Genomic DNA, 21,345 nt, shown 5'->3' with positions numbered 1-21,345 from the left:
TGGCTGGGGTATTCATGCATGCAACTCGTTGGCGTGCTGGCCGCCGTGTGATGTCTCGCGCGGACGTACCCGCTCCGCGCCGAAGTGGCAGGCAAAAATACTGCCACGGCCGACCTCGCTGGTGATCTCCAGGCGCGCCTGGTGGAGCTGCAGTATGTGCTTGACGATGGCCAGCCCCAGGCCGGTACCACCGCTCTCGCGCGAGCGGCTGGTCGAGACCCGGTAGAAGCGCTCGGTGATTCGTGGCAAGTGTGCTGCCGGAATTCCGTAACCGCTGTCGCGAACTTCAAGCACGATTCCATCCGACACGAGTCCAGCCGGTACGATCCGCTGCGGCGCGACATCGAGTCCCGGACTGGATGCACGGGTGGTGCGCAAGCTGATCACCACCTCCCCACCGGCTGGCGTGTAACGCACCGCGTTGCTTACCAGGTTGGAGAACGCGCTGTGCAACTCCTTGCCCGATCCCAACAGGTCCAGGCCCGCGCTGTCATCCACGCTGATGTGATGCCGGCCCTGGCTCAGTGCGACGGCCTCGCGCTTGAGGGTGGTCAGCATCGCGTCCATCGATACCGGTTCTTCCACCGGCAAGCTGTCCTGCGACTCCAGCCGTGACAAGGTCAACAGGTCTTCTACCAGCTGCGCCATGCGTTGCGACTGGCGTTGCATCTCGGTGAATATGGGCGCCAGCTCCGGGTGCTCGTCCTGCTCGATCATGTCCAGGTACCCATGGATGACGGTCAACGGGGTACGCAGCTCGTGGGAGACATTGGCGACGAAGTCCCGGCGCATCTGCTCCAGCTGTAGCAATCGGCTGACGTCGCGCGCGACCAGCAACCACAGGTTCTCAGAATACGGGATCAGGCGCAGGCTCAGGCGCATCGATGGACGGGTCGGGGCCGCTACCTCAAGCGACTCGGCATGGCGACCGGCCGCGAGCCAGTGGGCAAGCGGCAACGGTTGCATCCGTTGCACCAGTGGCAGGCCGATATCGACGGGGTAATGCAGTCCCAGCAATGGCGAACTGGACTCGTTGAACCACAGTATTCGCTGACTGTTGCGATCGACCACCACGATGGCATCGGGCAGCGCGGCGGCCGCGGCGCGATAGGCGCGCAACATCTCCACCAGCCGTCGCTTGCGGCCGCGCATTTCGGCTTGGCCGCGGTACAGCATCCGATCCAGTTCGTTCCACGGGCCAGGCCCGCCGGGCGGCGGCTGCCGCAGGCGCGCGCTCAGTCGTGACAGCACCCGGTGCAGACGCCAGTAATGCCAGCCCACCAAGGTCAGCGCGGCCACGGTCACGACCGGCCACGGATAACCGATTGCCAAGCCAAACGCGGCCGTAATGGCAAGGAAAAGGCACAGCAGGCCAATCGTGCGGAACCAGGCAGTGCGTACGCGCGAAGTCATGGCCTGAGTATCCAACAGATGATGTTGTGGTGCAGCGCAGGGCGGTCAGATCCGCCCATTACCGCGTCAACAGTCGGCGGACACGGAAAACCGGTATCCGGTGCCGCGGACGGTCTGGATCATGCCGTCCAGCGTGTACGGCTCCAGGGTCTTGCGCAGGCGGCGGATGTGCACGTCCACGGTGCGCTCCTCCACGTATACGCTGCCGCCCCAGACATGATCCAGCAGCTGGCTGCGCGAATACACCCGCTCGGCGTGAGTCATGAAGAAGTGCAAAAGGCGATACTCGGTGGGTCCGATCTGTACCGGTTGTTCCTCGCCGCCGACAGTGGCGAAGACGCGATGGGCGGCACCGTCGATGCGCAATGATCCGGCACGGATACTGCCGTCCTCGTCATCCTCGCGTGAGCGACGCAGTACCGCACGGATACGGGCCAACAGCTCACGGGCCGAAAACGGCTTGACCACGTAGTCGTCGACGCCGGCCTCCAGGCCGCCGACACGGTCGTTCTCCTCACCACGAGCGGTCAACATGATGATCGGTACCTCCCGGGTCAACGCGTCCTTGCGCCAGCGTCGCGCCAGTTCCAGGCCGCTGGTTCCGGGCAGCATCCAGTCCAGCAGGATCAGGTCGGGCACGCGGTCTGCGATCGCGGCCTGGGCCTGGCGCGCATCCCCGGCATGAACCGGGTTGTAGTCCCCCTTGCGCAGGGCAAAGGCGACCATGTCCCGGATGGCGGGTTCGTCTTCGACAATCAGGATGTGTTTTTGCACGGCTCACCAGTGACGAGGAGTGGTCGCCGGGATCAATTGCTCATCGACCGTGGATCCCGGAGTCACCCCAGTACACTACCGTTTAGTTACAGGCGCATGACAGCGTCTTGCCGCGGCCCGCCCTGCCTAGCGGCGGTCAAATACCTGGTCGTGGATGCCCTGGCGATGGAGCTCCAGCACGATTGGTGTGATCTGGGCGATTCGCGCCTCGATCCTGGCGCGGGCGTAGTAATCAACCTCGGGGCGCTTTTTCAGGGTGTTCAGCTGGACCAGCGCCTGTTCGGCCCGGCCGCTCAGGAACGTCGCTTCGGCATAGGCTTCGCCGGCGCGGATCGGCTCGCCGGCGATCTCGCTGGCGCGGGCGAACGTGTGCTGGAAGGCCGGATCCGTCGCCGAGCGTGACAGCAGTGGTCGCAGTATTGCCTGTGCGCGCTTGCCGGCATCGACCGTGTTGCGCTCCAGCAGGGCGTCGGCCCAGGTCAGCGCAACGGCGCGGTTGTTGGGCGCGCGTCGGAGCAGCTCGCCAAAACGTGCGTCGGCGGCCTCCTGGTGACCGCTGCGCGATTCCGCTTCCGCCAGCCCAAGGCTCAACCACAGCTCGCCCGGCCGTTCCGTCAGCAAGCTCGCCAGCAGCTTGGCGGCCGCCGCCGGTTCATTGGCGCGCAATCGTGCGATGGCCAGTCCATAACGCTGCGCCTCGTCCAGCGTGCCGCGCTTGGTCATCTGCTCGTATTCGCGGATTGCCGCGCGCGGGCTGTCGGCGCTGAGCACGCGCAGGCGCTCCTGGGCAAAACCAAACAGGCCCGTGCCCTTGCCGCTGTGCGCCGGCGCGCCGATCGTCAGGCCGTCGGGCAACAATGGGTTGTCGGTTGCGATTGGGCTGGACAGGAAGCCGCCCGGCGATTCTTCGACCCGGCCCGCCCGTGCTTTCGCCTCGCTGATGCGGGTGGTCGTGACCGGGTGGGTCATCAGGTAGCCGGGGATGTCGTAGGCGCCGGCCGCATTGACCCGTGATTTCGCCTGCATGGTGGTGAAGAAGTCGGCCATTGCCAGCGGGTCGTAACCGGCGCGGGCGAGGGTCTGGATACCGATCCGGTCGGCCTCGTGTTCATTGGAACGGGTGTAGTTGATCTGGCGCTGCTGGGCCAGGCCCATCGCCGAAACGATTGCCGCCTGGGTCGCTTCGCCGGATGAATCGCCCCCGGCCGCCTGGGCCGCCACGACCGCCCCCAGCATCGCCAGCAGGATCGGCAACTGGTCGCGCTGGGCCCGCTCGACCCCGCGCAGCACGTGCTGCTGGGTGACGTGGGAAATCTCGTGGGCCATTACCCCGGCGACTTCATCCTCGCGCTCGGCCGCCAGCACCAGACCGGCGTTGACGCCGATATAGCCGCCGAGCGTGGCAAACGCGTTGATCTGGCGATCGCTCATCATGAAAAACGTGAAGGGCTGTTGCGGGCGGTCGCTGCTGGCGCCCAGCCGGGTACCAAGCGAAGTGAGCCAGTTGTCCACCAGAGGATCGGCCAGAATGTAGTCGTAGTGGCGCAGTTGCGCCAACATCATCGCGCCGTATTCCTCCTGCTGGTGGGGCGTCAGCAGCTCACCGGCGGAGGAGCCGATGTCCGGCAAGGAGTCCTGCGCAGGCGCGCAGACACTGGCCAAGGCCAATGTGACGACGGTGGAAAGCACGATGATGCGGCGCAAGCGGAACTCCTGGGGCCGGCCACCGTTGCATGGCCGAAGGGTCGATAATGGCAGCATGCCGATGATCGGGCCGGGCCGAATGAATCCGCGGTTAATTGGCCTGAACGATGCGCCGGGGGCTGCGGGTGCCGCCGACTTGCGAACACGGGCTGTTGAACCCATCTCCCAATTGCCTGCGTGGCAAGCGATGGCGATGGGTTGGACAATGCCCGTTCGCCGGAGTTCACCACCCGGGCCCGTTGCATCCGGGTTTTGCCTACACCGAATTCACCACAGGAGAACCGACTTGAACACCGATCTGAACCAGGTTGACCCCGCTTCCAACCCGATCGTGATCTACACCAGCGCGGCCTGCTCGTACTGCGTCGCCGCCAAGAACTTCCTCAAGAGCAAGGGCCGCGAGTGGACCGAGGTTCGCATTGACCTGGATTCCGCTGCCCGCGAGAAAATGATGGGTTTGACCAAGCGCACCAGCGTGCCGCAAATCTTCGTCGGCGACACCCATGTGGGCGGCTTCGACGAGATGATGGCGCTGCAGCGCGAGGGCAAGCTGGAGCCCTTGCTGGATGGCGCGGCGTAGCGGATTCACTGACGATATCTGGTGGCTGGCGCCCTCCGGGCGCCCATCCAATGGGCGTTTGCGGCATAATTGCAGGGATAACCACCCGGCGCAGCGTCTTGCACGGCGCGCCCATCAGATGGAAGAAGATCCCCAATGACACAGACAATCACGGTGATCCGTGGCGACGGCATCGGTCCTGAAATCATGGACGCCACCCTGTACGTGCTCGACGCGATGAAGCTTGGCCTGCAGTACGAGTTTGCCGATGCCGGCCTGGTCGCGATGGAAAAGACCGGCGAGCTGCTGCCAGCGGCGACCATGGACTCGATCCGCAAGAACCGCGTTGCCCTGAAGAGCCCGCTGACCACTCCCGTCGGCGGTGGCTTTTCCTCGATCAACGTCGAGTTGCGCAAGCGCTTCGACCTGTACGCCAACGTGCGGCCGGCCAAGTCCTTCCCCAATACCAGGTCGCGCTTCCCGACCGGCGTGGACGTAATCACCGTCCGCGAGAATACCGAGGGCGCCTACAGCGCCGAAGGGCAGGAAACCGCGGCCGACGGCCAGAGCGCGACCTCGATCACCCGCACCACCCGCAAGGGTTCGGAGCGGATCGTGCGTTATGCGTTCGAGCTGGCGGTCAAGACCGGACGCAAGAAGGTCACCGTGGTGCACAAGGCCAACATCCTCAAGTCGACCTCGGGCCTGTTCCTGAAGACCGCGCGTGAAGTCGCCGCGCAGTTCCCGCAGATCGAGTGCGAGGAAATGATCGTCGACAACACCTGCATGCAATTGGTGATGCGCCCGGAACAGTTCGACGTGATCGTGACCACCAACTTGTTCGGTGACATCATCTCCGACCTGTGCGCCGGCCTGATTGGCGGGCTGGGGCTGACTCCGGGTGCCAACATCGGTGCCGATGCGGCGATCTTCGAGGCCGTGCACGGCACCGCGCCCGATATCGCCGGACAGGGCAAGGCGAATCCGTGCGCGCTATTGATGGGTGCCTCCCAGATGCTTGACCACCTGGGCATGACCGACAAGGCCGTAGCGATCCGCGCGGCGATCGTGGCGACCCTGGAGGCCGGTGACAACCTGACTGCCGACCTGGGTGGCAGCGGCACCACCATGGGCTTTGCCAAGGCGATCGCCAGCCGGCTGTGATCCAACCAGATTTTTTTTAGTCCGTCGTGTTGATTCGGACCCAGCGGGGCGTCTTGGACGCCCCGCTTTTTTATGTCTGGCCGCTTTTTATGTTCGGGTGGTGATATCCAGCATTCCATCCCTGTGCTCGACAGCCGTCGGAGCAGCCGGCACACTTCGCGATTGATTATTCCATCCGAATAAAGCGATGAATGACTCCCCACCTGCCGTGGCCACTGCGTCCCCCAGCGCACTGGCGCTGACCCCGTTGATGTTGTTCCTCGTGTTGTTCTTCGGCGCCGGCCTGTATTTCACCGCGCAGGGCGAGGCGATGGGCTTCTACCAGTTGCGCGCCCCGGTCGCGATTTTGCCGGCGTTGGCGCTCGGTGCCTGGTTGGCCTGGCGCCGTGGGATCAAGCCGGTCGACACCCTGCTGGAGGGGATGGGCCACAGCAACGTGATGCTGATGGTGCTGGTGTTCCTGCTGGCCGGCGCGTTTGCAAGCGTGACCAGGGCGATCGGCGCGGTCGATGCGGTGGTTGCGCTTGGCCTGGGCGCATTGCCGCCGGCGATGATCCTGCCAGGGTTGTTCCTGGTCGCCGGTTTCGTGTCACTGTCGATTGGGACCTCGGTGGGCACGATCGCCGCGGTGGTGCCGATCTCGATTGGCCTGGCTGATGCCGCCGGACTCGACAAGGCGCTGGTGCTGGGTGCGGTGGTCGGCGGCGCCATGTTCGGCGACAACCTGTCGATCATTTCCGACACCACCATCGCCGCGACCCGCAGCCAGGGGTGCCGGATGAGCGACAAGTTCCGGGAGAACTTCAAGATTGCGTTGCCGGCGGCGCTGGCGACGGCCGCACTGCTGGCGGTGGTCGGTGACGCCGCGCCAATCAGTGCGCCCGAAGCCGCCACGGCCTGGCTGGTGCTGCCGTACCTGGTGGTGTTGGTACTCGCCCTGCTCGGGCTCGACGTGGTGCTGGTGCTCGGCTTGGGGTTGTTGGTGGCCGGCGTGTTCGGCTACGTGCTGGCCGACGACTATGACGTGATCAGCTTCGCCAACGACATCTATGCCGGCTTTGAGAGCATGGTCGAGATCACCTTGTTGTCAATCCTGATTGGTGGCCTCGCGGCGCTGATCAAGGCCAACGGTGGCCTGGATTGGCTCGCCGCGACCATTGCCCGGTTTGCCGGCGGGCACACCGGCCGTCGCGCCGGTGAAATCAGCATTGCGGCGCTGGCGGCCGGCGGCGACGCGCTCACCGCCAACAACACGGTCGCGATCCTGGTCAGCGGCGATCTCGCCAGGGATATCGCCCAACGCCATGGCATCCCCCCGCGCCGGGCGGCCAGCGTGCTCGACATCTTTTCCTGCGTCGTCCAGGGCGTGCTGCCCTACGGCGCGCAGATCCTGCTGGCTGGCTCGCTGGCCGGGCTGTCGCCGCTGCTGATTGCCGGCAAGGTATGGTATTGCTGGCTGCTGGCGCTGGTCGCGATCGGCTTCATGCTGTGGCCGAGCCGGGGTAGGGCGGTTCACTAGCAGGCACGAAAAAAGGGGCGCCGAAGCACCCCTTTTTTCCTTTCCAGCGGGCTTTCTTGTCCCGGCGCGCGCTGAAATCAGCGCGATTGCAGCTTCGACAGCAGCCGCAGGAACTCGATGTACAGCCACACCAGGGTGACGATCAGGCCGAACGCGCCATACCACTCCATGTACTTCGGCGCGCCCTTCTCGATGCCGGCCTCGATGAAGTCGAAGTCCATCACCAGGTTCAATGCCGCGATCACCACCACCACCAGGCTGAAGCCGATCCCGACCAGGCCCGACTCGTGGATCATCGGGATCTGGATGCCGAACATGCCCAGCACCATGCTGGCCATGTAGACCAGGAAGATGCCGCCGGTCGCGGCGACCAGGCCCATCTTGAAGTTTTCCGTCACCTTGATCAGTCCGGAGCGATAGGCGAACAACATCGCGAACAGGGTGCCGAAGGTCAGCAGCACCGCCTGCATCACGATGCCTTCGTACAGATAGCTGTACTGCGCCGAGATCGCACCCAGGAACAATCCCTCGACCAAGGCATACAGAGGTGCACTGATCGGTGCCCACTCCTTCTTGAAGATGGTGACCATCGCCAGCACCAGGCCGCCGATCAGGCCACCCCATATGTAGGGCCCCGCGCCAACGATCCCTGCCGGGGTCGCCACCTGGCTCCAGGCGAATGCGGCCGTCAACACACACAGCAACAGCAGCAGGCCGGTCTTGTTGACCGTCCCGTTCAGGGTCATTACGTTGCCATCGTCGCGAACGATCGCGCCGCTGCCAAGATCGAGGAAGGTCGACTCCTTGAGAGCCGGATTGCCACTACGGATCATGCAAGCCCCCTGGGGCGTTTTGTCAGTGGCCCAGCATACACGCAGCAAGCGGGTTTGAAGTTGACAGCAGCACAACCGGGGCACAGAATGGCCGGCCTTCTGCAGCGCCGCGTGCGTTTGCCGAAGCCCGGATCGGGGCATAGCGCAGTCTGGTAGCGCATCTGGTTTGGGACCAGAGGGTCGGGGGTTCGAATCCCTCTGCCCCGACCACTTGGTAAACGGCGCCGGTATCATGTTCGCAGGCGCCCGTAGCTCAACCGGATAGAGCACTAGCCTTCTAAGCCAGTGGTTGCAGGTTCGAGTCCTGCCGGGCGCACCAGTCATGCGACAATAGCTTCACGTTTTTGCTGTGGTGGATGTAGCTCAGTTGGTTAGAGCATCGGATTGTGATTCCGAGGGTCGCGGGTTCGAGTCCCGTCTTCCACCCCACTGTTTTTTGCACGGATTGTTCCTGTACAATTTCGTGCCGCACAAGCTCCATGCAGTAGTGCCACGTCACAGCGGGCCGTTAGCTCAGTTGGTAGAGCAGTTGACTCTTAATCAATAGGTCGAAGGTTCGAATCCTTCACGGCCCACCAGTAATATCAGGCACTCGGGATCGCTCCGGGTGCCTTTTTTCTTTGCCTCCCAGCGAAAGTGGCGGAATTGGTAGACGCCCTGGCTTTAGGTGCCAGTGAGGGTGACCTCGTGGGGGTTCGAGTCCCCCCTTTCGCACCAATGCAGCGCAATCGGGTTGTCGATGCGCCCGCGTGCAGTCGGCCCAAAAGACTGGCAGCGACGGCCCAAATCCGCCAGACTATTACGTTACGCTGCTTGCGGGGCCTCGGCCTTCGGTGGCCGCAGATCAACCTTATCGTGCCGTGGCGGTTGCCGCGGTGTCAGGAGTGAATATGCAAGTTTCGGTCGAATCGCTCGGTACCCTTGAACGCCGCATGACCTTCAATCTCCCGGCTGACCGGTTTGAGAGCGAAGTGGGTGGTCGCCTGCGCGAGATCGCGCGTGGCGCAAAGATCAAGGGTTTCCGCCCCGGCAGGATTCCGGCCAAGGTGATCGAGCAGCGCTTCGGCAAGCAGGTTCGCGCCGAGGTGCTCGACGGCCTGGTGCGCTCCAGCTTCGGCGAAGCGGTACGCGAGCAGTCGCTGCAGATTGCCGGCAACCCGGCCATCGAACCGGCCAACGACGCGGATGACCTGGCGTACGTCGCGACCTTCGAGGTGGTACCGGACTTCGGTGATGTCGACGTGGCAAAGCTCAACGTGACGCGCCACACCTCGGAGGTGAAGGACGACGATATCGACACCATGATCGCCAACCTGCGCCTGCAACGACGCACCTGGGACGTGGTTGAGCGCGGCGCAAAGGCCGATGACGCGGTCGAACTGGAGACGTTCTCCACCGTCGATGGCGAGCGGATGCCGGCTGAGGGTGTCGAGCGCGGAACCACCGTTATCGGATCCGGCACGATGATGCCGGCGATCGAGTCGGCCCTGGTGGGAATGAAGGCGGGCGAACAGAAGCAGGCGCAGATCGAGTTCCCGGCCGATTGGCGGGTGCCGCAGTTTGCCGGCAAGACGGTTGCCGTCGACCTGAAGGTGGGCAAGGTGTCGGAGCCGAACCTGCCGGAAGTGGACGAGGCATTCATCAAGAGCTTCGGCATCAACAGTGGTGAACCGGAACAGTTCCGCAGCGACATCCGCAGCAACCTGGAGCGCGAGCTCAAGGGTGCGTTGATGAACCGTCTGCGGCGCGAGGTGGGCGAGCAGTTGGTCGCCGCCTACTCGGAAACGGAGATGCCTCCCAAGCTGGTCGAGAACGAGGCACGCGACATGGCCAACCAGGCCCTGGAGCAGGCGCGCCGCCAGGGGGGCAATGCCGAGTTGCCTGTCGATGCCCATCAGCAGTTCCTGGAGCCGGCACGCAAGCGGGTCCTGGTGGGCCTGCTGGTCGGAGAGGTCGCACGTCGCAACGAGCTCAAGCTGGATCCCAAGCGGGTCAACGAGACGCTCAACCTGATTGCCTCCACCTACGAGGAGCCGCAGCAGGTGATCGAGCTGTACCGCAATGATCGCCAGCTGATGTCCGGTTTGCAGGGCCGGGTGATGGAGGAGCAGGTGATCGACTGGATCGCCGAGCGTGCGCAGCACACCGAGCAGCCACTGGCCTTCACCGACGCGATCCGCCAGTAGTATTCCCCGGCGCGTCTTGCGCTTTGGCCTGGTCGGCCCCAAGTCGACTGGGCCAACTCCTACAACAGCAGCCAAGGTTCGTCTCGATGGATAACAAGACCCAAGCCCTCAACCTCGTTCCGATGGTGGTCGAACAGACCAGCCGCGGCGAGCGCGCCTATGACATCTATTCGCGGCTGCTGAAGGAGCGGGTGATCTTCCTGGTCGGTCCGATCGACGACCACGTGGCGAACGTCATCGTTGCCCAGATGCTGTTCCTGGAGGCCGAGAACCCTGAAAAGGACATCAGCCTCTACATCAACTCACCCGGTGGCGTGGTCACCGCCGGCATGGCGATCTACGACACCATGCAGTACATCCGCCCGGACGTGAGCACGATCTGCGTCGGCCAGGCGGCCTCGATGGGGGCGCTGTTGCTGGCATCGGGCGCGAAGGGCAAGCGTTACGCGCTGCCCAACTCGCGGGTGATGATCCACCAGCCGCTCGGCGGCTTCCAGGGCCAGGCCAGCGACATCGAGATCCACGCCCGCGAGATCCTGGCGTTGAAGCAGAAGCTCAACGAGGTGCTGTCCAGGCACACCGGCCAGGCGCTGGAGACGATTGCGCGTGATACCGAACGCGACAACTTCAAGGGCGCCGAGGCAGCGCGCGACTACGGGCTGATCGACGAGGTGTTGGAGCGGCGCCCGGAAGAGTCGATCCAGGCCAATTGACCGCACGATCCGCATCCCGCAGATGGCGCCCGGCCGAGCTTGGATGGGCCGCTAACCCGCTGATTCCCGGACGATTTATTAGCACGGAACCACGCCGGAAGCGGCTTGGTACGCTGTGCTATTCTCGGGCCGAAGCACTCTGGCTATGCCGCGACGCGATGGTCGCGCCACGGCGTATCCGGCAAATGATCATTCAGGCAAGCGCATGACCGATGACCGACAGGGCCGGAGCACCGGCGACAGCAACAAAATTCTCTATTGCTCGTTCTGTGGCAAGAGCCAGCATGAGGTGCGCAAGCTGATTGCGGGCCCCAGCGTGTTCGTCTGCGACGAATGCGTGGAGCTGTGCAACGACATCATCCGCGAGGAGCTTGAGGAAAAGGCCCAGTCGGCGCGCAGTCACCTGCCCAAGCCGAAGGAGATCCTGGAGGTCCTGAACGAGTACGTGATCGGCCAGACGCGTGCCAAACGCACCCTCGCGGTCGCCGTGTACAACCACTACAAGCGTATCGAGAGCCGGCAGAAGAACGACGACGTCGAGCTGGCCAAGTCGAACATCCTGCTGGTCGGGCCCACCGGCTCAGGCAAGACATTGCTGGCCGAGACGCTGGCGCGGATGCTCAACGTGCCGTTCACGATGGCGGATGCGACGACCCTGACCGAAGCCGGGTATGTCGGCGAAGATGTCGAGAACATCATCCAGAAGCTGCTGCAAAAGTGCGACTACGACGTCGACAAGGCGCAGCAGGGCATCGTCTACATCGACGAGATCGACAAGATCTCGCGCAAGTCCGACAACCCGTCCATCACCCGGGACGTCTCGGGCGAGGGTGTGCAGCAGGCATTGCTGAAGCTGATCGAGGGCACCGTGGCCAGCGTGCCGCCGCAGGGCGGGCGCAAGCACCCGCAGCAGGAATTCCTGCAGGTCGATACCCGCAACATCCTGTTTATCGTCGGCGGTGCGTTCGCCGGGCTGGACAAGATCATCCAGCAGCGCAGCACCGAGTCCGGCGGGATTGGCTTTGGCGCCAAGGTCAAGTCCAGCGAGCGCAAGATCGAGATCGGCAAGGTGCTGGCCGAAGTTGAACCCGAGGACCTGATCAAGTTCGGCCTGATTCCCGAGTTCGTTGGCCGGCTGCCGGTGGTGGCGACGCTGGAGGAGCTGGACGAAGCGGCGCTGATCACGATCTTGACCGAGCCCAAGAACGCGATCACCAAGCAGTTCAGGAAGCTGTTCGACATGGAAGGCGTTGAGCTTGAATTCCGTCCCGACGCCCTGGTCTCGATCGCGCGCAAGGCGCTCAAGCGCAAGACCGGCGCGCGCGGACTGCGCACGATCGTCGAGTCGGCGTTGCTGGACACGATGTATGAGTTGCCGTCGCTGGAGAACGTCAGCAAGGTCGTGGTGGATGAGTCCGTCATCGAGCACAAGACCGAGCCCTACCTGATTTACGAAGCGCCGCCGGTGGCGCCGCAGAAGGCAGCGGCGGGCGACTGAACCGGCGCAATCCCCGAGTTTCTCCAGGTCAGCCGCTTGCCCATGCAAGCGGCTGATTTGTTTGGGGGTTTGGTGTCCAGTGCGACCCAGGCGGCACCGGTTCTCTTGCAACCTTCCGCGCCGGCCCCCATAACCCAGTCCATGACCGGCAAATCCGGTGCATCCTCTTTTTTCCGACCGTGCCCGATCGGCACGGCTGTCTGTACGACCCGGAGTTCCCATGACCCAATCCACTGATATCCAGCCCCCCGCGGGCGAACTGCTCAACTTGCCGGTGTTGCCGCTACGCGATGTCGTCGTGTTCCCGCACATGGTGATTCCGCTGTTTGTCGGGCGCGACAAGTCGATCCAGGCACTCGATCAGGCCATGGCGGCGGACAAGCAGATCCTGCTGGTCGCGCAGAAGAGTGCGGAGACCGACGACCCCGGCGCCGAGGATCTGTTCGAGATCGGCACCCTGGCTCATGTGTTGCAGCTGCTGAAGCTGCCCGACGGCACCATCAAGGTGTTGGTGGAGGGCGTGTCGCGGGTGCGGGTCGAACAGATCGTGGCGGTGGACGGCACGCTCACCGGGCAGGCTCGCGTCATTGCGCCGGAAACCGATCGCGATGAACGTGAGATCGAGGCGATCATGCGCTCGCTGATGGGCTTGTTCGAGCAATACGTCAAGACCAACCGCAAGCTGCCACCAGAGCTGATGCAGACCTTGTCGGGCATCGAGGAGCCCGGTCGCCTGGCCGACACCATCGCCGCCCATCTTGGAGCACGGGTCAGTGACAAGCAGACGCTGCTGGAAACCCACGGCATCGGCGCCCGGATGGAGCAGCTGGTGGGCCTGGTTGACGGTGAGATTGATGTCCAGCAGCTGGAGAAGCGCATCCGTGGCCGGGTCAAGGGCCAGATGGAGAAGAGCCAGCGCGAGTACTACCTCAACGAGCAGATGAAGGCGATCCAGAAGGAACTGGGCGACATCGACGACGCGCCCAACGACATCGAGGAGCTGACCCGGAAGATTGCCGCGGCCGGCATGCCCAAGCCGGTGGAGGCAAAGGCCAAGTCCGAGCTCAACAAGCTCAAGCAGATGTCACCGATGTCGGCCGAGGCCGCGGTGGTGCGCAACTACCTGGACTGGGTGCTGGGAGTGCCGTGGAAGAAGCGCAGCAAGGTACGCAAGGATCTGTCGGCGGCCCAGGATGTGCTGGACGCGGATCATTTCGGGCTGGAGAAGGTCAAGGAACGCATCCTTGAGTACCTGGCGGTGCAGACGCGGGTGAAGCGGATGAAGGGCGCCATCTTGTGCCTGGTCGGGCCACCGGGCGTGGGCAAGACCTCGTTGGGCCAATCGATCGCGCGGGCGACCAACCGCAAGTTCGTGCGCATGTCGCTGGGCGGAGTGCGCGATGAGGCCGAGATCCGTGGCCATCGTCGGACCTATGTCGGTTCCATGCCGGGCCGGGTGGTGCAGAACCTGAGCAAGGCAGGCACCAAGAATCCGTTGTTCATGCTCGACGAGATCGACAAGATGTCGATGGATTTCCGCGGCGATCCGTCCTCGGCGTTGCTGGAGGTGCTTGATCCCGAGCAGAACCACGCCTTCAACGATCACTACCTGGAAGTTGACCTGGACCTGAGCGAAGTGATGTTCGTGGCCACCTCCAACACCCTCAACATCCCGGGCCCGTTGCTCGACCGGATGGAGGTGATCCGGATCCCCGGTTACACCGAGGAGGAGAAGCTCAGTATCGCCATGCGCTACCTGCTGCCCAAGCAACTCACGGCCAACGGACTGAAGCCTGGCGAGTTGAAGGTTGCCGAATCGGCGGTGCGCGACATCGTGCGTTATTACACGCGCGAAGCCGGCGTCCGCAATCTGGAGCGGGAGATCGGCAAGATCTGCCGCAAGGTGGTCAAGGATATTGCGCTCGCCGGCCCGAAGCCCACTGCCAGGAAGACGGCACTCACCGTCAGTTCGAAGAATCTGGACAAGTACCTGGGCGTTCGCAAGTTCGACTTCGGGCGCGCCGAGGAACACAACGAAATCGGACTGGTCACCGGCCTTGCATGGACCGAGGTTGGCGGCGAGTTGTTGCAGGTGGAGACCACGCTGGTGCCGGGCAAGGGTCAGCTGCTGCTGACCGGCCAGCTGGGTGATGTCATGAAGGAGTCGGCTTCGGCGGCGCTGTCGGTGGTGCGTGCGCGCACCGAGCGGTTGGGGATCGACCTGGATTTCCTGCACAAGCAGGATGTCCACATTCACGTGCCCGAAGGCGCGACGCCCAAGGACGGCCCCAGCGCCGGGATCGCGATAACGACGGCATTGGTGTCGACCCTGACCAGGAACCCGGTCAGGGCCGAGGTGGCGATGACCGGTGAAATCACCCTGCGCGGCCGCGTCCTGCCGATCGGTGGTCTCAAGGAAAAGCTGCTGGCGGCGCTGCGCGGTGGGATCACCACAGTGATCATCCCGGAGGAGAACAAGAAGGATCTGGTCGATTTGCCCAAGAGCGTGACCGATGGCCTCAAAATCCTGACCGCACGCTGGATCGACGAAGTGCTCGATATCGCTCTGGAGCGTCCCCTCGTGCCCATGGCGCCGCCCCAGCAGGATGGCCCCCCGCCACCCTCAAAACGCAAGCCTGTCACGCGTGCTGACGTCAAGCATTGATTGTCCAGGTTGCCGAATATTACGCAAAACGGGCTGAAACCCGCGTCGTTGCTGGGTTTCCGCCTTGCGTGAGTAAAACCCCACTGGTATAACGACGGGGAGCCACATCGCATGGCCCACGCGGGACTGTGATGCGGCAAGGTCGATCGGGGTGCTGCTGCGCGCGGTGGCATTCCGATTCTCAATTTCGCGGTTCTCGATCCGCTCAGGAGTCCAAACGCATGAATAAGGGTGATTTTGTTGCTGCCGTCGCCGACGCTGCAGAACTGTCCAAGACCGACGCTGCCAGCGCCGTGGACGCCATGGTCAGCGTCATTACCAAAACGCTGAAGAAGGGCGACACGATCACATTGGTTGGCTTCGGCACGTTCCAGGTTCGCGAGCGCGCTGCTCGTCAGGGCCGCAACCCGAAGACCGGCGAAGCCATCAAGATCAAGGCATCGAAAAATCCGGCTTTCAAGGCTGGCAAAGCACTAAAAGACGCTGTAAACTAAGTGGCTCGCCCGCCGATGCGCATGTTCTGGCATCGGCACTGCACGCAGGGTGCTTAGCTCAGTGGTAGAGCGTCTCCTTTACACGGAGAGGGTCGGGGGTTCGAAACCCTCAGCACCCACCAAGCACCGGGTTGACAGAGTTCCAAGTGCGGAGTGGTAGTTCAGTTGGTTAGAATGCTGGCCTGTCACGCCGGAGGTCGCGGGTTCGAGTCCCGTCCACTCCGCCATTTATACCCAGGCCCCTCGAGCGATCGAGGGGCCTGTTTTTTTTAGCATGGGGTGGCCCGACTTTCGGAGCGCAAGCACGCTAAACTGTAGGGCTTCCGCACTCGACGCGACGGGATCATGCTGCAAAAACTCCGAGACAAGACTTCTGGCTGGATCGCCATGGCGATCATGGGCGTGTTGATCGTCCCCTTCGCCCTGTTTGGACTGGACCAGTACATGGTCCAGGGCGGCAGCTCCACCGTGGCCGTCATCAAGGCACCGCCTGCCTGGTGGACGTCGGCTCCGTCGTTCTGGCCGGTGTCGGTGTTGTGGCGGCAAGAGGAGATCACGACCAACGAGTTCCAGGACCAGTTCCAGCGGGTGCGCCAGCAGCAACGCGCAGCACAGGGCGACGCGTTTGACTCACGCGATTTCGCGGAGACCTCCAACAAGCTCGCGGTCCTGGATGCATTGGTGAATCAGCGCGTCCAGACCATGGCCGCCGACGCATCAGGCATTGCCATCAGTGATGCGATGGTGCGCAACGAGATCCAGCAGATCCCGGCCTTTCAGGTCGACGGCAAGTTCGATCCCCAGCGTTACCAGCTTGCGCTGGCGTCGCAGGTGCCCGCGCAGTCGCCGGCACAGTTCGATGCGATGGTGCGCCAAAGCCTGAAGCAAAGCCTGCTGGCCAACGCGATCGCCGGCAGCAACTTCATTACCAACAGCGAGATGGCACGCCTGGTCAAGCTGATGGGCGAGCGGCGTGACGTGAGCCTGGTGGTCGTGCCGGCACCGGAAGCGTCCGCTGCGGATGCCGCGCCGACGCCGGCCGAGATCCAGGCGTGGTACGACGCGCATGCGGTCGATTACATTGCGCCCGAGAGCGTCTCTGTCGAATACATTTCGTTGGATCGCAACGCGATGCCGGAACCGCCACCAGCCGACGAGGCGAGCTTGCGCCAGCTCTACGAAGAGCAGCAGGACAAGTTCGCCGAGCCGGAGCAGCGTCTTGCATCGCACATCTTGTTGCAGGTCGACGAAGGCGCGGACGCCACAGCGGTAGAGGCCCAGGCGGGTGAACTTGCTGCCAAGGCCCGCGCGGAAGGGGCCGACTTCGCCGCGCTCGCGGAGGCCAACAGTGATGACAGTGGCTCCAAGGCAAGCGGCGGGGATCTGGGCTGGATTGGCAAAGGCATGATGCCCGGTGCCGTCGAGGACGCGCTGTTCGCACTGGAATCTGGCCAGGTCAGCGAGCCCGTCAGGAGCGAGTTTGGCTGGCATGTGATCAAGTTGCGTGAGGTCAAGGCTGGCGCGCGGGAATCCTTCGAGGAGGTCCGTGATGCATTGGCGCTCGAGCAGGTCACCGCGGAACGTGACCGCATGTTCAACGACCTGTCCAGCCGCGTTGTCGATGCGGTGTTGCGAAGCCCCGGTGTGCTTGAGCCGGCGGCGGAGGCGGCGAACCTTTCAGTCCAGCAGTTGGGTTCGTTCACCGAACTGGCCAGCGAAGGCTTGGCAGCGAATCCGGCGCTCAAGCGTGCGGCGTTCTCCGAGACGTTGGTCCAGGATGGCACCGTCAGCGATCCGATCGAGATCGAGCCCGGGCACAATGTGTGGCTCCGGGTGACAGGTCACCAGCCCGAGCATGCACGACCACTGGATGAGGTGCGCAACGACGTGGTCGCGGCCCTCCAGGCTAATCAGGCGCAGCAGGCGGCTGCCAAGCGTGCGGAGACCCTGCTGGCGCGGTTGGATGGTGGTGAGTCCCTTGTCGCGTTGGTGGCTGCCGAGCAATTGCCCGAGCCACAGGTGATCCCCGGGGTGCCGCGCGGCGCACCGCTGATTGCTGACGGCGTGTCGGAAGCAATTTTCGCCGTGCAGGCAGCTGCCGAAGGAAAGGTTGCCGGTGGCTACGACGTGCTGGACGACAACCGGATTGTCCTGTTTACCGTGGACAAGGTGGTGGCGGGGAGTGACGATCAATTTCCGCCGCAACAGCGCGAGATCATGCGGCAACAGCTCTCCCAGGTGGCCGGGATCGAGGATATGCAGGCGTTGATCAAGACGTTGCGTCAGCGGATGCAGGTCAAGGTGATCGAGCAGAACCTGTAAAAAAGGATCTAGTCCGGCCTGGCGCCGGACTGGATCCCGTGGTTTCAGTTCGCGCTGCTTTAAGTTCCCGGTGCTTCAGTCGGCGTCGCCGACTCCGGTCATGCCCAGGATGTTGTAGCCCGAATCGACGTACACTACGTCGCCGGTAATGCCTGCTGCCAGGTCCGAACACAGGAACGCCGCGGTGTTGCCGACGTCCTCGATGGTGACCGTGCGGCGCAGCGGCGCGTTCTTCTCGAACTGGCCGAGCATCTTGCGGAAATTGGAGATACCCGCAGCCGACAACGTCTTGATAGGACCGGCGGAGATGGCATTGACGCGCGTGCCTTCCGGTCCCAGGTTGAGTGCGAGGTAGCGAACCGTCGCCTCCAGGCTGGCCTTGGCCACGCCCATCACGTTGTAATTTTGCAGCGCACGCACGGCGCCCAGGTAGCTGAGGGTCAGGATCGCCCCGTTGCGGCCGGCCATCAGCGGGCGGGCGGCCTTGGAGATGGCCGCCAGCGAATAGGCCGAGATGTCGTGGGCCACGGCCCAGTTCTCGCGGGTCAAACCGTCCAGGAACTCACCCTCGATCGCCTCGCGCGGGGCGAATGCGATGGCATGGATGAGGATGTCGAACCCGTCCCAGCGCTGGCCGAGTTGCTCGAAACAGGCGGCAATCTGCTCGTCACTGGACACGTCCAGCGGAAGCACGATGTCGCTGCCCAGTGCGGCGGCGGCTTTCTCGACCCGCGGGCGCATCTTGTCGTTGAGGTAAGTGAAGGCCAGTTCCGCGCCTTCGCGATGCATCGCCTCGGCGATGCCGCTGGCGATCGAGCGTTCGCTGGCGATGCCGGTAATCAGCGCGCGCTTGCCTTGAAGAAAACCCATGGTGGCTCCTGGTTGACCTGGGCCGCGACCGGGGCGGTCGGGCAACCTCTTATTGTACCCATGCCGCCAATGCCTAATTCAGGCTGGTGGCCAGTACCAGCAAGCGAACCGGTGTGTCGCCGGCATGGCTGATCCGGCCATCACGGAACACCGGATTGAGGCGAGCCAGGCGTTTGGGATCCTGGTCGTTGCGCGCAGCCCAATCCGAAATTGCGTGTACGTTCTTGGCCACGGGCATCGCCTTCAAGTGCGGCACCGGCCGATCCATTGCCTTTACCCAGGGGTCCCGGTCGTCGGCATCGCCAAGGACGCAGGCCAGAGCGTGCAGCTTGCGCACGTAGGCGTGGGTGATGTCCGGTAGTCCCGGCAGCGCTGCGGGGTCTGCGTCACGCGCGACCTGGCCGCCCTTGTCGAGCGCGGAAAATATCCGGTACTCGCCGGCGTTGTAGGCCATCACCGCCAGGCGCCAGTCACCGGCGAACATACCGTGCAGGGTTTTCAGGTAGCGCACTGCAGCGCGGGTGGAATCCACTGGCGACAGGCGCCCGTCGTACCCCTTGCGGATTGATACATCGTGGCTGCGCGCGGTGAGCTTGATCATCTGCCACAGGCCGGCCGGCCCCTGGGGGCTGCGTGCCTCGGGGCGATAGCCACTCTCCACAAACGGGATGAGGGCGTACTCGCTGGGCAGATCCGCGTCGCGAACGGCGTCCAGCACGTAGCCGAACAGCAGCAATGTATCGTCACCGGGCGAGGCCAGGCGCTTGGGTGCGGCAGCGTAGTGCTTGCTCCAGCGTGCGCTGACGTCGGTTCCGCAGGTTGGATCAGCCAGGCCCGCCCGGAACTGCTGGTAAATATCCAGTCCGCTGCGAGGGGTGATTGCGGCGCTACTGGCCGACTTGGCTGCAGCAGGGCCCGCTGCAGCAGCTGTCGTTCCGGGGTTGCTCGGGCCTGCGCTCACTGGCACTGCCAGCGACATCGCCAGCAACGTCGCCAACAGGGCGCGCGCGCGGCGGGATGCGCCGTCTTTGAGCCGGCCCTCAAGACAGGGGGGCCGGCTCATCCGCCGAACCCGTCTTTCCATTGTCGCAATCCTGCGAACACCTCTATCGTGTCGCTTGGCGCTCGACCCAGCCTTTGTTGTACGGCGGCGACCACGGCCGGCTCCGTGCAACGCAGGAACGGATTGCATGCCAGTTCGCTGGTGATCGTGCTGGGCAGGCTTGGCTTGGCGGCATCGCGCATGGACTGGACTTCCAGGATACGGCGCTGGAGCGCCGTGTTGTTGGGTTCGACCACGCGCGCAAACGCCGCGTTGGACAAGGTGTATTCGTGGCCGCAACAAACCCGCGTCGGCCCCGGCAGGCTGGCCAAACGGGACAGTGACTGGTGCATTTGCAACGGACTACCTTCGAAAAGACGCCCGCAACCCAGGCTGAACAAGGTGTCGCCGCTGAACAAGAGGGGGTCACTGGCGGCGATGTCGGCGCAGAAATAGGCCAGGTGGCTGGTGGTATGGCCCGGTACCGCGATCGTCTCGAAACGACGCGCGCCGAGGGTGAACTGGTCGCCATCGGCCACGCGGATCGTCGCCAGCTCGATTCGGGGGTCATGGGCCGCGACCACCGGCAGGTCGGGCCAGCGCGCCAGCAGGTCGGCCACTCCGCCGACATGGTCATGATGGTGGTGGGTCAGCAGGATCCCGGTAGGCGACATGCCGGTATCGGCGGCGGTGAACACCGGGCCAGCCTGGCCGGGATCGATGACCAGGCTGCCGCCAGTGCCGTCATCCAGCAGCCAGATGTAGTTGTCGTTGAATGCAGGCAGGGCTTGCAGAAGCATCCACGGACTCCTTCGGGTTGTCGGTGGCGTGCTGCGCAATGCCGCACAATGCAGAGCCTGCCAAACCACCGACGATGCGAGAATCCGCGACCATGCCTGCGTTCAACCACCATCGTCAACTCCAGCCGAGCGAGCCTCACGGCCTCGGCTGGTTTGGCAGTGAAGCCGGAGGCGGGCTGTTGGCAGCGGAAACCGCTGCGGTCAAGCGCGTCCTGGCTGCGTGTCCGGCCATGCCCTGGCTCTGGATCGGGGTGCCGGCGGCGGCGCCCCCGGCCGCCGGTCGTCGTGGGGTTGTGCTGCACCGCCACCAGCACGATCTGGTCGGAACTGTGCGCTGTGCATTGCCATTGCCGCTGGCCACAGAGACCTGCGGGGCGGTGTTGCTGCAGCACGCGCTCGATGATGGAGATGGTGGTCTGGCATTGCTGGATGAGTGCGCGCGCGTGTTGGCACCGGGCGGCACGCTCTGGTTGGCGACCCTCAATCCTTGGACGCCGTATCGTCTTCGCTGGGTCGGCGCTGGCTTGCGGGCCCGCGATCCCGGTCGATGGCAACGGGTGCTACGGCAAACCGGTTTTTCCGGCAGTTCGATCCGGTTGCAATGGCTGGGCCCGCATTGGCGCGTCGGTACTGGCGAGACCGGGGTGGCTGCCGTCGACCGGTTTCGCGCGGCGATGGCGTTCACGGTAAGCAAGCGGGTGCTGGCGTCAGTAACGCCCACGCCGCTGCGTCAGTTGCGCTGGCAAGCGGGACGCTGGTCTGCGGGTGGAACTGGCTGACTTGAGGCTG

The 21,345-nt window shown here is 64.0% G+C and carries 17 protein-coding genes and 7 tRNA genes; 17 read left to right on the top strand and 7 right to left on the bottom strand.

Annotated elements, in window-relative coordinates:
• Positions 1-12: 12 nt before the first annotated feature.
• The 3 genes from ACW5DN_RS07315 to ACW5DN_RS07305 all read right to left on the bottom strand — a co-directional run bounded on the left by ACW5DN_RS07315 (position 13) and on the right by ACW5DN_RS07305 (position 3,948).
• On the bottom strand, positions 13-1,413 hold the full coding sequence (locus ACW5DN_RS07315; protein WP_456962055.1) for a phosphate regulon sensor histidine kinase PhoR: 1,401 nt from the start codon (positions 1,411-1,413) through the stop codon (positions 13-15).
• 66 nt (positions 1,414-1,479) lie between these two features.
• Positions 1,480-2,187 (bottom strand): phosphate regulon transcriptional regulator PhoB, encoded by a 708-nt coding sequence (gene phoB, locus ACW5DN_RS07310; protein WP_456962054.1) that lies wholly within the window; start codon positions 2,185-2,187, stop codon positions 1,480-1,482.
• Between the two features lie 126 nt (positions 2,188-2,313).
• Positions 2,314-3,948: a M48 family metalloprotease gene (locus tag ACW5DN_RS07305; protein WP_456962053.1), complete on the bottom strand. Its 1,635-nt coding sequence runs from the start codon at positions 3,946-3,948 to the stop codon at positions 2,314-2,316.
• Positions 3,949-4,177: 229 nt separating this feature from the next.
• Here ACW5DN_RS07305 and grxC point away from each other — a divergent pair, with 229 nt between their 5' ends.
• The 3 genes from grxC to ACW5DN_RS07290 all read left to right on the top strand — a co-directional run bounded on the left by grxC (position 4,178) and on the right by ACW5DN_RS07290 (position 7,133).
• The gene (grxC, locus tag ACW5DN_RS07300; RefSeq protein ID WP_456962052.1) at positions 4,178-4,471 is read left to right on the top strand and encodes a glutaredoxin 3; all 294 of its coding nucleotides are present in this window, start codon (positions 4,178-4,180) and stop codon (positions 4,469-4,471) included.
• Between the two features lie 135 nt (positions 4,472-4,606).
• Positions 4,607-5,614, top strand: coding sequence for an isocitrate dehydrogenase (locus ACW5DN_RS07295; protein ID WP_456962051.1), 1,008 nt, complete (start codon positions 4,607-4,609; stop codon positions 5,612-5,614).
• Positions 5,615-5,801: 187 nt separating this feature from the next.
• Positions 5,802-7,133 carry a Na+/H+ antiporter NhaC family protein gene (locus ACW5DN_RS07290; RefSeq protein WP_456962050.1) on the top strand — a complete coding sequence of 444 codons (1,332 nt, stop codon included), beginning with the start codon at positions 5,802-5,804 and terminating at the stop codon, positions 7,131-7,133.
• 77 nt (positions 7,134-7,210) lie between these two features.
• Here ACW5DN_RS07290 and ACW5DN_RS07285 read toward each other — a convergent pair whose 3' ends face one another.
• The gene (locus ACW5DN_RS07285; RefSeq protein WP_456962049.1) at positions 7,211-7,966 is read right to left on the bottom strand and encodes a Bax inhibitor-1/YccA family protein; all 756 of its coding nucleotides are present in this window, start codon (positions 7,964-7,966) and stop codon (positions 7,211-7,213) included.
• A 133-nt stretch (positions 7,967-8,099) separates the two neighbouring features.
• Here ACW5DN_RS07285 and ACW5DN_RS07280 point away from each other — a divergent pair.
• The 13 genes from ACW5DN_RS07280 (at position 8,100) to ACW5DN_RS07220 (ending at position 17,844) form a co-directional block, all read left to right on the top strand.
• A tRNA-Pro gene (locus ACW5DN_RS07280) sits at positions 8,100-8,176 on the top strand.
• Positions 8,177-8,208: 32 nt separating this feature from the next.
• Positions 8,209-8,285 (top strand) — tRNA-Arg (locus ACW5DN_RS07275).
• Between the two features lie 33 nt (positions 8,286-8,318).
• Positions 8,319-8,395, top strand: a tRNA-His gene (locus tag ACW5DN_RS07270).
• Positions 8,396-8,468: 73 nt separating this feature from the next.
• Positions 8,469-8,544, top strand: a tRNA-Lys gene (locus ACW5DN_RS07265).
• 52 nt (positions 8,545-8,596) lie between these two features.
• Positions 8,597-8,683, top strand: a tRNA-Leu gene (locus ACW5DN_RS07260).
• A gap of 173 nt (positions 8,684-8,856) precedes the next feature.
• On the top strand, positions 8,857-10,152 hold the full coding sequence (gene tig / locus ACW5DN_RS07255) for a trigger factor (protein ID WP_456962988.1): 1,296 nt from the start codon (positions 8,857-8,859) through the stop codon (positions 10,150-10,152).
• Positions 10,153-10,238: 86 nt separating this feature from the next.
• A complete protein-coding gene (clpP, locus tag ACW5DN_RS07250; protein WP_456962048.1) occupies positions 10,239-10,865 on the top strand; it encodes an ATP-dependent Clp endopeptidase proteolytic subunit ClpP in 627 nt (208 codons plus the stop codon).
• Positions 10,866-11,070: 205 nt separating this feature from the next.
• On the top strand, positions 11,071-12,363 hold the full coding sequence (gene clpX, locus ACW5DN_RS07245; RefSeq protein ID WP_456962047.1) for an ATP-dependent Clp protease ATP-binding subunit ClpX: 1,293 nt from the start codon (positions 11,071-11,073) through the stop codon (positions 12,361-12,363).
• A gap of 220 nt (positions 12,364-12,583) precedes the next feature.
• Positions 12,584-15,028, top strand: coding sequence for an endopeptidase La (lon, locus tag ACW5DN_RS07240; protein ID WP_456962046.1), 2,445 nt, complete (start codon positions 12,584-12,586; stop codon positions 15,026-15,028).
• Between the two features lie 131 nt (positions 15,029-15,159).
• Positions 15,160-15,522, top strand: coding sequence for an HU family DNA-binding protein (locus ACW5DN_RS07235; protein WP_456962045.1), 363 nt, complete (start codon positions 15,160-15,162; stop codon positions 15,520-15,522).
• A gap of 47 nt (positions 15,523-15,569) precedes the next feature.
• Positions 15,570-15,644: transfer RNA gene (locus tag ACW5DN_RS07230), tRNA-Val, on the top strand.
• Between the two features lie 28 nt (positions 15,645-15,672).
• Positions 15,673-15,749 (top strand) — tRNA-Asp (locus ACW5DN_RS07225).
• 118 nt (positions 15,750-15,867) lie between these two features.
• Positions 15,868-17,844, top strand: a complete 1,977-nt coding sequence (locus ACW5DN_RS07220) for a peptidyl-prolyl cis-trans isomerase (RefSeq protein WP_456962044.1) — start codon at positions 15,868-15,870, stop codon at positions 17,842-17,844.
• 75 nt (positions 17,845-17,919) lie between these two features.
• Here the strand turns inward: ACW5DN_RS07220 and ACW5DN_RS07215 are convergent, their stop codons facing one another.
• From ACW5DN_RS07215 to gloB, 3 genes are all read right to left on the bottom strand, one after another.
• Positions 17,920-18,714: an enoyl-ACP reductase FabI gene (locus ACW5DN_RS07215; protein WP_456962043.1), complete on the bottom strand. Its 795-nt coding sequence runs from the start codon at positions 18,712-18,714 to the stop codon at positions 17,920-17,922.
• A gap of 73 nt (positions 18,715-18,787) precedes the next feature.
• Entirely contained in the window at positions 18,788-19,777 is a 990-nt protein-coding gene (locus ACW5DN_RS07210; protein ID WP_456962042.1) for a lytic transglycosylase domain-containing protein, read from the bottom strand.
• On the bottom strand, positions 19,774-20,556 hold the full coding sequence (gene gloB, locus ACW5DN_RS07205; RefSeq protein WP_456962041.1) for a hydroxyacylglutathione hydrolase: 783 nt from the start codon (positions 20,554-20,556) through the stop codon (positions 19,774-19,776). Before gloB ends, ACW5DN_RS07210 begins: the two co-directional genes overlap by 4 nt.
• A gap of 92 nt (positions 20,557-20,648) precedes the next feature.
• On the opposite strand from gloB, the gene ACW5DN_RS07200 reads away from it, so the two are divergent.
• A complete protein-coding gene (locus tag ACW5DN_RS07200; RefSeq protein WP_456962040.1) occupies positions 20,649-21,335 on the top strand; it encodes a hypothetical protein in 687 nt (228 codons plus the stop codon).
• Positions 21,336-21,345 lie beyond the last annotated feature (10 nt).

Source organism: Lysobacter sp. A289, from assembly GCF_054072675.1.
Note: the sequence above shows the minus strand (reverse complement) of the source record. Positions and strands in the feature narration are given on the sequence as shown.

Coding starts and splice junctions, on each gene's coding strand:
- ACW5DN_RS07315 (WP_456962055.1), bottom strand. CDS start 1,413: ATGACTTCGCGCGTACGCACTGCCTGGTTCCGCACGATTGGCCTGCTG.
- ACW5DN_RS07305 (WP_456962053.1), bottom strand. CDS start 3,948: ATGCTGCCATTATCGACCCTTCGGCCATGCAACGGTGGCCGGCCCCAG.
- ACW5DN_RS07295 (WP_456962051.1), top strand. CDS start 4,607: ATGACACAGACAATCACGGTGATCCGTGGCGACGGCATCGGTCCTGAA.
- ACW5DN_RS07290 (WP_456962050.1), top strand. CDS start 5,802: ATGAATGACTCCCCACCTGCCGTGGCCACTGCGTCCCCCAGCGCACTG.
- ACW5DN_RS07285 (WP_456962049.1), bottom strand. CDS start 7,966: ATGATCCGTAGTGGCAATCCGGCTCTCAAGGAGTCGACCTTCCTCGAT.
- tig (WP_456962988.1), top strand. CDS start 8,857: ATGCAAGTTTCGGTCGAATCGCTCGGTACCCTTGAACGCCGCATGACC.
- clpP (WP_456962048.1), top strand. CDS start 10,239: ATGGATAACAAGACCCAAGCCCTCAACCTCGTTCCGATGGTGGTCGAA.
- clpX (WP_456962047.1), top strand. CDS start 11,071: ATGACCGATGACCGACAGGGCCGGAGCACCGGCGACAGCAACAAAATT.
- lon (WP_456962046.1), top strand. CDS start 12,584: ATGACCCAATCCACTGATATCCAGCCCCCCGCGGGCGAACTGCTCAAC.
- ACW5DN_RS07235 (WP_456962045.1), top strand. CDS start 15,160: ATGCGGCAAGGTCGATCGGGGTGCTGCTGCGCGCGGTGGCATTCCGAT.
- ACW5DN_RS07220 (WP_456962044.1), top strand. CDS start 15,868: ATGCTGCAAAAACTCCGAGACAAGACTTCTGGCTGGATCGCCATGGCG.
- ACW5DN_RS07215 (WP_456962043.1), bottom strand. CDS start 18,714: ATGGGTTTTCTTCAAGGCAAGCGCGCGCTGATTACCGGCATCGCCAGC.
- ACW5DN_RS07210 (WP_456962042.1), bottom strand. CDS start 19,777: ATGAGCCGGCCCCCCTGTCTTGAGGGCCGGCTCAAAGACGGCGCATCC.
- gloB (WP_456962041.1), bottom strand. CDS start 20,556: ATGCTTCTGCAAGCCCTGCCTGCATTCAACGACAACTACATCTGGCTG.
- ACW5DN_RS07200 (WP_456962040.1), top strand. CDS start 20,649: ATGCCTGCGTTCAACCACCATCGTCAACTCCAGCCGAGCGAGCCTCAC.